1 protein-coding gene is annotated in these 11,565 nt (G+C 76.2%); it reads left to right on the top strand.

All coding sequences use genetic code 11. The annotated features are described in order from the left end of the window. Window positions 1–11,565 (top strand): type I polyketide synthase (locus AB0N31_RS35745; protein WP_366062708.1); only part of this gene is annotated, 11,565 nt, incomplete at both ends.

Genomic DNA, 11,565 nt, shown 5'->3' with positions numbered 1-11,565 from the left:
CGTCCGGTTCGCCGACGGCGTCACCACCCTGGCCGCGCAGGGCGTGACCCGCTTCGTCGAACTCGGCCCCGACGCCACCCTCACCGCCCTCACCCGCACCACGCTCGGCGACACCGCCGACCCGGTCTGCGTGGCCGTACAGCGCAAGGACCGCTCCGAGGCGGATGTGCTGGTCGCCGCGCTCGCGGCCCTGTACACGACCGGCGCGCGGGTGGACTGGGCCGCGATGTTCGGTGCCGTCAGGACCGTTTCGCTGCCCACCTACGCCTTCCAGCGCAGCTGGTACTGGCCCGAGCCGCGCCGTGGCGACGATCGGGCGTCCGGGGGCGTCGCGCCCGCCGAGGACCCGTTCTGGCAGGCCGTCGAACGCGGCGACACCCGTGAACTCGCCGACGCACTGCACCTGGACGACACCGCCCTCGGTGCTCTGCTGCCCGCGCTGGCCTCGTACCGGCAGGCACAGGCCGAGCGGCTCACTGCCGACTCCTGGCGCTACCGCGTCCGCTGGCAGCGTCTGGGCTCCGTCGGCGCCCAGGTCCCGGACACCGGACGGTGGCTGCTGCTCCAGGCCGGCGACGACCCCGCGCTCAATGGCATCGAGGAGTTCCTGCCCCGCATCGAGCGCCTGACCTGCCCCGCGGACGCCGACCGGACCGTACTGGCCGGCCTGCTCGCCGACGCCGCCGAAAACGGCTCCCCCCTCGCCGGCGTGCTCTCCTGCCTGTCCGGTGTCGGCACGGCCCTGGCCGTCGTCCAGGCCCACGGCGACGCCGTACCCACCGCCCCGCTGTGGCTGCTGACCAGCGGTGCCGTCGCCGTCGGCGGTGGTACAGAGAGCGCCGTCGAGCCGGGCGCGGCCGCCGTGTGGGGACTGGGCCGCGTCGCCGCGCTGGAGCACCCCGACCGCTGGGGCGGGCTGCTCGACCTGCCCGCCCGGCCGGACCGCCGTGCCCTCGCCCGCGCCGCCGCCGTCCTCGTCTCCGGCACCGAGGACCAGGTCGCCGTCCGCGGCGGCACCGCCCACGCCCGCAGGCTCGTGCCGGCTCCGGCGCCCGCCACGACCGAGGAGTGGACCGCTCCCAGGCATGTCCTCGTCACCGGCGGCACCGGCGCGCTGGGCTCCCGTGTCGCCCGCTGGGCCGTGGAGCGCGGTGCCCGCGAGCTGGTGCTCACCAGTCGCCGCGGCCCCGACGCGCCCGGTGCCGACGTCCTGCGCGCCGACCTCGCCCGGCTCGGTGCGAAGGTCACCGTCGTCGCCTGCGACATGGGCGACCGCGATGCCGTCGCCCGGCTGCTGGTCGCGCACCCCGTCGACGCCGTGATGCACGTCGCCGGTCTCCTCGACGACGAGGTGATCACCGACTGCGCGCCGGACCGGCTCGCCGCCGTGCTGCGGGCCAAGGCCGACGCGGCCGACCACCTCGACGCCCTCACCCGCGACAGCGACCTGTCGGCATTCGTCGTGTTCTCCTCCATCGCCGGTGTGTGGGGCAGCGGCGGACAGGCCGCCTACGCCGCCGCCAACGCCCACCTCGACGCTCTCGTGGAGCGCCGCCGCGCCCGTGGCCTGCCCGGCACGGCCGTCGCCTGGGGTCCCTGGGACGGCACCGGCATGGCCGCCGACCCGGCGGCGCAGGAGACACTGCGCCGCCGCGGACTGCGCCCGCTCGACCCGGACGCGGCGCTCACCGCGCTCGGCCGCGCGCTCGCCGCACGCGACACCTCCGTCGTCGTCGCCGACGTCGACTGGGCCCGCTTCGCGCCGGCGTTCACCACCGGCCGCCCGAGTCCTCTGCTCGCCGACCTGCCCGAGGCCGCCGCGGCGACCGCCGCCACCAGCCCCGGTGCCATCGCTTCGGGCACCACGGCGGGCAGCGCACTGCGCGACCGGCTCGACCCGCTCCCCGCCGAGGAGCGCGACGCCGTTCTGCTGGAGCTGGTGCGCCGTCGTGCCGCCGTCGCGCTCGGCCACTCGGACCCGGCGGCCGTCGCCGAGGGCCGTGTCTTCCGCGAGATGGGCTTCGACTCGCTCACCGCCGTCGAACTGCGCAACGACCTCACCGCCGAGACCGGCGTCGCCCTGCCCACCACCCTCGTCTTCGACCACCCCACCCCGGCCGCCGTCGCCGCCCACCTGCGCGACGAGCTCTACGGGACGCAGGAACAGCGGCCGGAGACGGCCCCGGCGACCACCGGCACCGACCCGGTCGTCATCGTCGGCATGGGCTGCCGGCTGCCCGGCGGCATCGACGGCCCCGAACGGCTGTGGGAGCTGCTGGCGTCCGGCGGTGACGCCGTCGGCGGATTCCCCGAGGACCGCGGCTGGGACCTCACGGCCCTGCTGGAGGCGAGCGCCACCCGCTCCGGCGGGTTCCTCGCCGACGCCTCCGCGTTCGACGCCGCGTTCTTCGGCGTCAGCCCCCGCGAGGCACAGGCCCTCGACCCGCAGCAGCGGCTCTTCCTGGAGACCTCCTGGGAGGCGCTGGAGCGCGCCGGGATCGCCCCGACCGCGCTGAAGGGCTCCCGCACCGGCGTCTTCGTCGGCGCCGGCAGCTCCGGCTACGCCACCGGTCTCACCGAGGTCCCCGAAGGGCTCGGCGGGCATCTGCTCACCGGCCAGGCCGGCAGCGTGGTCTCCGGCCGCGTCGCCTATACCCTCGGCCTGGAGGGCCCGGCCGTCACCGTCGACACGGCCTGCTCCTCCTCTCTGGTCGCCCTGCACCTCGCCGTGCAGTCGCTGCGCTCCGGGGAGTGCGACCTCGCCCTGGCCGGCGGCGTCACCGTCATGGCCGACCCGGGGGCGTTCGTCGAGTTCAGCCTTCAGGGCGGCCTGGCCCCGGACGGCCGGTGCAAGGCGTTCTCCGACGACGCCGACGGCACCGGCTGGGCCGAGGGCGTCGGCGTCCTGGTCGTCGAGCGGCTCTCCGACGCCCGCCGCAACGGCCACCCGGTCCTCGCCGTCGTCGAGGGCACCGCCGTCAACCAGGACGGCGCCTCCAACGGGCTGACCGCCCCGAACGGCCCCTCCCAGCAGCGCGTCATCCGCCAGGCCCTCGTGTCGGCCGGGCTGGCCCCGGCGGACGTGGACGCGGTGGAGGCGCACGGCACCGGCACCACCCTCGGCGACCCCATCGAGGCCCAGGCGGTGCTGGCCGCCTACGGCCAGGACCGGCCGGAGGACCGCCCGCTGTGGCTGGGCTCGGCCAAGTCCAACCTCGGCCACACCCAGGCCGCCGCGGGCGCCGTCGGCCTCATCAAAATGGTCCTCGCCCTGCGCGAGAACACCCTGCCGCGCACCCTGCACGCCGAGCGGCCCTCCTCCCGCGTCGACTGGAACACCGGGCACGTCCGACTGCTGACCGAATCCGTGGCCTGGCCCGCCGGGGACCGCCTCCGCCGTGCCGGTGTCTCCGCGTTCGGTGTCTCCGGCACCAACGCCCACGTCATCGTCGCCGAACCGCCCGCCGGGTCCGCCGAACCGGCTGCGGAGTCCGCGGTCCCGGCCCGTCCGGGCGAGCGCGCCGACCGTGCCGCGGCGTGGCCGCTGTCCGCGGGCAGCCCGGCCGCACTGCGCGACCAGGCGGCCCGGCTCCTGTCCCACCTCGAAGCCCGCCCCGGCCTGCACCCGGCGGACGTGGCCCACGCCCTGGCGTTCACCCGTGCCTCCCTGGAACACCGCGCCGTCGTCACCGGCACCGGCCGCGACGCCCTGCTCACCGCCCTCGCGGCCCTCGCCGCGGACGGCAACCCGCCCGGCGTCGTCACCGGTGACACCCTCACCCCGGGCGGCACCGCCTTCCTCTTCGCCGGCCAGGGCACCCAGCGCCCCGGCATGGGCCGCGCCCTGTACGACGCCTTCCCGGCCTACGCCGACGCCTTCGACACCGTGTGCGCGCACTTCGAGGGGCTGCTGGCGCGCCCGCTCGCCGAGATCGTGGCGGGCGCCGACGCCGAGGTGCTGAACCGTACCGAGTACGCGCAGCCCGCGCTGTTCGCCGTCGAGGTCGCCCTGTACCGGCTGCTGGAGTCCTTCGGGGTGCGCCCCGCCCACCTCATCGGCCACTCCGTCGGCGAACTGGCCGCCGCCCACGTGGCCGGCGTGTTCTCCCTGCCCGACGCGTGCCGTCTGGTGGCCGCGCGCGGCAGGCTGATGCAGGCCCTGCCGGAAGGCGGTGCCATGATCGCGCTGGAGGCCGCCGAGGAGGAGGTGCTGCCGCTGCTCGCGGGGCGTGAGGAGGCTTTGGGGCTCGCCGCCGTCAACGGCCCCCGCTCGGTCGTCGTCGCCGGTGACGAGGACGCGGCCGACGCGGTCGCCGCCCACTTCGCCGCGCTGGGCCGAAGGACGAGCAGGCTGCGGGTCAGCCACGCCTTCCACTCGCCGCGCATGGCGGCGATGCTCGACGGGTTTCGCGCGGTCACCGCCACCGTCGCGTACGCCGAACCGCGCATCCCTCTCGTCTCCGACCTCACCGGCCGGCCCGCCGCCCCCGGCGAACTGACCGACCCCGAGTACTGGGTACGGCACGTACGGCACACCGTGCGCTTCGCCGACGGCATCGCCGCTCTGGAGGAACTGGGCACGGCCCACCTCGTGGAGCTGGGGCCCGACGCCACCCTGACCACGCTCGCCCAGAACGCCTGGCAGGGCACCGCCCCGCTCGCCGTGCCCGCGCTGCGCGACGACCGGGACGAGACCGAGACCCTGCTGAGGGCCGTCGGTGCCCTGCACACCCGCGGTGTCCCGGTCGACTGGCGTGCCCTGCTCGCCGCCACCGCTCCCGGCTCCCGCCCGGTGGAGCTGCCCACCTACGCCTTCCAGCACCGCCCCTACTGGATCACCTCCGCCAAGGCGAGCGGCGACCCGGCCGCCGCCGGGCTCGTCGCCGCCGCCCACCCGCTGCTCGGCGCGGTCGTTCCGTCCGCCGTGGACGACACCCTGCTGCTGACCGGCCGGCTGACCGCCGACGGCAACGGCTGGCTCGCCGCACACCGGATCGGCGGCACCGCCGTCCTGCCGAGCACCGCCTTCCTCGACCTCGCCCTGCACGCCGGCACCGTCACGGGCCGGCCGCAGGTCCGCGAACTGCTCCTGGAGGCCCCGCTGACGCTGCCCGAGCACGGCGGCGTCGCCCTGCAGGTTCGCGTCGAAGCCCCCGATACCCGCGGCGACCGCCCCTTCGGCGTGTACGCCCGCCCCGCCACCGACCCCACCGCCGACTGGACCCGGCACGCGGGCGGCATCCTGTCCGCGGACACCCCACCGCTCCCCGCGCACGACCTCACCTCCTGGCCGCCGCCCGGCGCGGAGGAACTGTCCACCGACGGCCTGTACGCACGGCTGCGCGAGGCCGGCCTCGACCACGGGCCCGTCTTCCAGGGCCTGCTGGCCGCCTGGCGGGACGACACGGCCGTGTACGCCGAGGTGGCCCTGCCCGCTTCGGCCGCCGACGAGGCCGCCCGCCACGACCTGCACCCGGCGCTCCTCGACGCCGCCCTGCACCCGCTGGGCCTCGGCGTGTTCGACGGTCTCGGTGACGGACGCGTGCTGTTCTCCGCCGGACCGGTCCACCTCCACGCCACCGGCGCCACCACCCTGCGGGTCCGGCTGGAGCGCACCGGCCCCGACACCCTCGCCCTCACCGCGGCCGACGCGGTCGGCGACCCCGTCCTCGGCGTCGGCTCGCTGCGGCTGCGCCCGGTACCCGGTATCGCGCCCGTCGCCGAGGCGATCGCACGGCCCGAAACCGCGCAGGCCGAACCGGTCCGCCGCCGTGCCGCCGCCCGCCCCCAGCCCGCCGGCGGCCTGCTGGAACGCCTGGCCGCCCGGCCCGCCGCCGAACGCGCACGCACCCTGCTCGCCACCGTCCGCGACCGCACCGCCGCCGTCCTGGGCCACGCCACAGCCGACGAGATCGAGCCCGCCCGGCCCTTCACCGACCTCGGACTCACCTCGCTCACCGCCGTCGAACTGCGCAACGGCCTCAGCGCCGCGCTCGGCGTCACCCTCCCCGCCACCCTCGTCTTCGACCATCCCACCCCCGCCGCGCTCGCCGCGCACCTCGCCGACGACCTGTTCGGCACCGCCGCCGAGGGCACCCCCGCGCTCGCCGCCCGGCGCCCCGTCGACGACGACCCGATCGCCGTCGTCGGCATGGCCTGCCGCTACCCCGGCGACATCAACAGCCCCGAGGACCTCTGGGAGTTGGTGCGCGCCGGAGCGGACGGCATCTCGCCGCTGCCTACCGACCGCAACTGGAACCCCGAGCGGCTCTACCACCCCGACCCCGACCACCCCGGCACCGTCTACACCCGCGAGGGCGGCTTCCTGCACGACGCCGGCCAGTTCGATCCGGCGTTCTTCAGCATCTCCCCGCGCGAGGCCCTCGCCATGGACCCGCAGCAGCGCCTGCTCCTGGAAGTCTCCTGGGAGGCGCTGGAGCGGGCCGGCGTCGACCCGGACGGCGCCCGCGGCTCCGGCACCGGCGTCTTCGCCGGCGTCACCTACCAGGACTACGTGACGATCCTCGCCGCCTCCGACGACAACTTCGAGGGCTACGTCGGCACCGGCAACTCGCCCAGCGTGCTGTCCGGCCGCATCTCCTACGCCCTCGGCCTGGAGGGCCCGGCCGTCTCCGTCGACACCGCCTGCTCCTCCTCCCTGGTCGCCCTGCACCTCGCCGCGCAGTCCCTGCGCCAGGGGGAGTGCTCGCTCGCCCTGGCCGGCGGTGTCACCGTCATGTCGACGCCGGGCTCCCTCATCGAGTTCAGCCGGCAGCGCGCCCTCGCCGAGGACGGCCGCTGCAAGCCCTTCTCCGCGGACGCCGACGGCGCCAGCTGGGCCGAGGGCGTCGGCATGGTCGTCCTGGAACGGCTCTCCGACGCCCGACGCAACGGCCACCAGGTGCTCGCCGTCATCCGTGGCAGCGCCCTCAACCAGGACGGTGCCTCCAACGGCCTGACCGCCCCGAACGGCCCCTCCCAGCAGCGCGTCATCCGCCAGGCCCTCGCCGCCGCCGGGCTGGCCCCGCAGGACGTCGACGCCGTCGAGGCGCACGGCACCGGCACCACCCTCGGCGACCCCATCGAGGCCCAGGCCCTGATCGCCGCCTACGGCCAGGACCGCGCCGAGGACCGGCCGCTGTGGCTCGGCTCGCTGAAGTCCAACATCGGCCACAGCCAGGCCGCCGCCGGCGTCGGCGGCGTCATCAAGATGGTGGCCGCCCTGCGCGAGGGCGTCCTGCCCCGCACCCTGTACGCCGAGAACCCGACCCCGCACGTCGACTGGAGCGCCGGCCGCGTCCGACTCCTCACCGAGGAACAGCCCTGGCCCGACACCGGCCGACCCCGCCGCGCCGGTGTGTCCTCCTTCGGCATGAGCGGCACCAACGCCCACGTCATCGTCGAGCAGGCCCCCGACGACACGGCCGTACCCTCGCCCGCCGCCACGACCGAACTGCCCGCCGTACCCGTGGTGCTGTCCGCCCGTACCCCCGCCGCGCTGCGTGCCCAGGCCGCCCGGCTCCGCACCCACCTGCGCGCCCGGCCCGGCACCGCGCTCACCGACCTCGGCTACACCCTCGCCGTGGGCCGCGCCGCCTTCACCCACCGAGCCGCCGTCCTCGCCGACGACATCACCGGCCTCGATGAGACGCTCGCCGCACTGGCCGCCGACGGGCCGCTCACCGCGCCCGCGCTGCTCGCGGAAGCCGTGCCGGGCGGCGCCGAACCCGTCCTCGTCTTCCCCGGCCAGGGCGCCCAGTGGGCAGGCATGGCCCGCGAACTCCTCGCCGAGTCAGCGGAGTTCGCCCAGTGGATCGAGCGCTGCGAGCAGGCCCTCGCCCCGTACGTGGACTGGTCGCTGACCGCGGTGCTGCGCGGCGACAAGGACGCCGCCGACCTCGGCCGCGTCGACGTCGTCCAGCCCGCCCTGTGGGCCGTGATGGTCTCCACCGCCGCCCTGTGGCGGGTCCACGGAGTCCGCCCGGCCGCCGTCGTCGGCCACAGCCAGGGCGAGATCGCCGCCGCCTGCGCGGCCGGCGCCCTTTCCCTGGAGGACGGCGCCCGCGTCGTCGCCCTGCGCAGCCGCGCCCTGACCCGCATCGCCGGCACCGGCGGCATGATGTCCGTGCCGCTGAGCGCCGACGACACCCGCGCCCGCATGGCCCCGTGGGAGGGCCGACTCGCCCTGGCCGCCGTCAACGGCCCGTCCTCCGCCGTCGTCTCCGGCGAGGCCGAGGCGCTGGAGGAGATGTACACGGCGCTCGTCGCGGACGGGGTACGGGCCCGCAAGGTCAACGTCGACTACGGCTCGCACTCCCCGCAGGTCGAGGAGATCGAGGACACCGTCCGCGAGGCCCTGGCCGGCATCGAGCCCCACGAGAGCGAGATCCCCTTCCGGTCCTCCCTGACCGGCGACTGGCTGGACACCACCGCCCTGGACGCGGGCTACTGGTACACCAACCTGCGCGAGACCGTGCGCTTCGAGGAAGCCGTCCGTGGCCTGATCGCCGCCGGCCACCGCACCTTCATCGAGGTCGGCCCGCACCCGGTGCTCGCCGTCGGACTGCGCGACAGCCTCGACGCGGCCGGCGTCGACGGCGCCGTCCTGGGCTCGCTCCGCCGGGACCAGGGCGACCTGAAGCAGTTCCTCACCGCCCTCACCGAAGCCCACCTGCACGGCGTGGACGTCGACTTCGAGACCGTGTTCGCCGGCACCGGGGCCGTCCGCACCGACCTGCCCACCTACCCCTTCGAGCACCGCCGCTACTGGCCCACCGTCCGCGAGACCGCCGCGACCGACACCGGCGGTGGCCTGACGCCCGACTCCGTCGAGGCCCGCTTCTGGGAGACCGTGGAACAGGAGGACCTGCACCGCCTCACCGAGGAACTCGACCTGTCCGCGAACGCCCCGCTGAGCAGCCTGCTGCCCGCGCTGTCCCAGTGGTGGCGCGCCGGACGCGAACGCGCCACCGCCGACGCCCTGCGCTACGCCGTCTCCTTCAGCCCCCTCGCCCTCGGCGCCGCCGCCCTCACCGGCACCTGGCTGCTCCTCGTCCCCGCCGACGAAGCCGGACACGCCACCACCGCCGACCACGTCACCGATGCCCTCACCGCGGGCGGCGCCCGCACCGTGCGGCGGATCGTCCTGCCCGACGGCGCACCCGACCGCGCCGCGCTGGCAGCCCTGCTCACGGCCGGGGACGCCGGGGACGGCGAACGGCCCGCCGGGGTGCTCTCCCTGCTCGCCCTGGACACCCGGGACCACCCCGGCCTGCCGGGCGTCACTGTCGGGCTCGCCACCACCCTCGCCCTCGTCCAGGCGCTCGGCGACCTCGGAGTCGACGCCCCGCTGTGGTGCGCCACCCGCGGCGCGGTCGCCGTCGGCACAGCCGACCCCGCCCCCGTCCCCGCCCCGGCCCTCGTGTGGGGCTTCGGCCGGGTCGCCGCGTTGGAACACGCCGACCGCTGGGGCGGCCTGATCGACCTGCCCGCCGACCTCGACGCCCGCACCGGCACCCGCCTGGCCGCCCTCCTCGCCGACCCCGGCCAGGAGGACCAGATCGCGCTGCGCGCCTCCGGCGCCTACGGCCGCCGCCTGGTGCACGCCCCCGGCACCGCCGAACCGGCCGAGCCCTGGCGGCCGCGCGGCACCGTCCTGGTCACCGGCGGCACCGGCGCCCTCGGCCGGCACGTCGCCCGCTGGCTGGCCGACCGCGGCGCCACCCACCTCGTGCTGGCCGGGCGCCGCGGAGCCGACGCCCCCGGAGCCGCCGAACTGCGCGACGACCTTGCCGCCCGCGGCGTCGAGGTCACCCTCGCCGCCTGTGACGCGGCAGACCGCACCGCCCTCGCCGACCTGCTCGCCGGCCTGCCCGCGGACCGGCCGCTGGACGCCGTCTTCCACGCGGCGGGCGTCCTCGACGACGGCGTGATCGACGCCCTCACCCCCGAGCGCATGGCCGGGGTCCTGCACGGCAAGGCCACCGCGGCCCGCCTCCTGCACGACCTGACCCGTGACCTGGACCTGTCCGCCTTCGTCCTGTTCTCCTCCACCGCGGGCGTCCTCGGCGGCGCAGGCCTCGCCAACTACGCCCCGGGCAACGCCTACCTCGACGCCCTCGCCGCCGAACGCCGCGCCGCGGGGCTGCCCGCCACCGCCGTCTCCTGGGGCCTGTGGGCAGCGGGCGGCATGGTCGGCGACGCGGCGGGTGAGCGCATGCGCCGCCACGGCGTCCACCCCATGGACACCGACACCGCCTGCCAGGCCCTCGGCCGCGCCCTCGACCTCGGCGACACCCACGTCGTCGTGACCGACCTGCGCTGGGACACCTACGCGCCCTCCTTCACCGCGCCCCGCCCCAGCCGTCTGCTCGACGAACTGCCCGCCGCGCGAAGGGCGCTGGACACCGTCCAGCGCGACTTTGGCCCCGACACCGCCGAGATCTCCTCCTTGCAGGCCCACGTCAGCGCGCTGCCCGCGTACGAGCGTGCGGACGCCGTCCTGGACATCGTGCGCGGCCATGTCGCCGGCGTCCTCGGCCACGCGTCCGCCGACGCGGTCGACCCCGCGCGGCCCTTCACCGACCTGGGCATCGACTCGCTCAGCGCGGTCGAACTGCGCAACGGCATGAACCGCATCACCGGCCTGCGTCTGCCCAGCACCCTCGTCTTCGACCACCCGACCTGCCGGGCCCTGGCCGGCTTCCTGCTCGCGGAGGTCGCGGAGACCACCACCGGCACCGACACCGCTGACGCCGTCCCGGCCGCGGCCCAGGCCGTACGGCGTGCCCCGGAGGCGGACGACCCCATCGCCATCGTGGCCATGGGCTGCCGCTTCCCCGGCGACATCCGCACCCCCGAACAGCTGTGGAACATGCTGCTGGCCGGCGAAGAGGGCCTGGTGCCCTTCCCCGAGGACCGCGGCTGGGACCTCGGCGTCCTCTTCGACCCGGAGCCCGGCAAGGCGGGCACCGTCGCCACCCGCACCGGCGGCTTCCTCAGCGACGTCGGCGGGTTCGATCCGGCCTTCTTCGGCGTCTCGCCGCGTGAGGCGCTCGCCATGGATCCGCAGCAGCGGCTGCTGCTGGAGATGGCGTGGGAGACGTTCGAGCGGGCCGGGATCGACCCGCGCGCCCTGCGGGGCAGCCGTACCGGCGTCTTCGCCGGCACCAACGGCCAGGACTACACCGGCATGCTCGCCGCGTCCGGCGAGGACTTCGAGGGCTACATGCTGACCGGCAACGCCGCCAGCGTCGTCTCCGGCCGGCTGTCGTACACCTTCGGTCTGGAAGGCCCCGCGGTCACCGTCGACACCGCCTGCTCCGCGTCCCTCGTCGCCCTGCACCTGGCCGTGCAGTCGCTGCGCGCGGGGGAGTGCGACCTCGCCCTGGCCGGCGGCATCACCGTCATGGCCTCGCCGGGTCTGTTCGTCGATTTCAGCCGTCAGCGGGGTCTTGCGGCGGATGGCCGATGCAAGGCGTTCGCGGATGCGGCGGACGGGACGGGGTTCTCCGAGGGCGGTGGTCTGCTGCTGGTGGAGCGGCTTTCGGACGCGCGAGCCAAGGG

The organism is Streptomyces sp. NPDC051051 (assembly GCF_040682975.1).
Classification (GTDB): domain Bacteria; phylum Actinomycetota; class Actinomycetes; order Streptomycetales; family Streptomycetaceae; genus Streptomyces.
The sequence above is the reverse complement of the archived record's forward strand: the minus strand, read 5'-3'. Positions and strand labels throughout refer to the sequence as shown.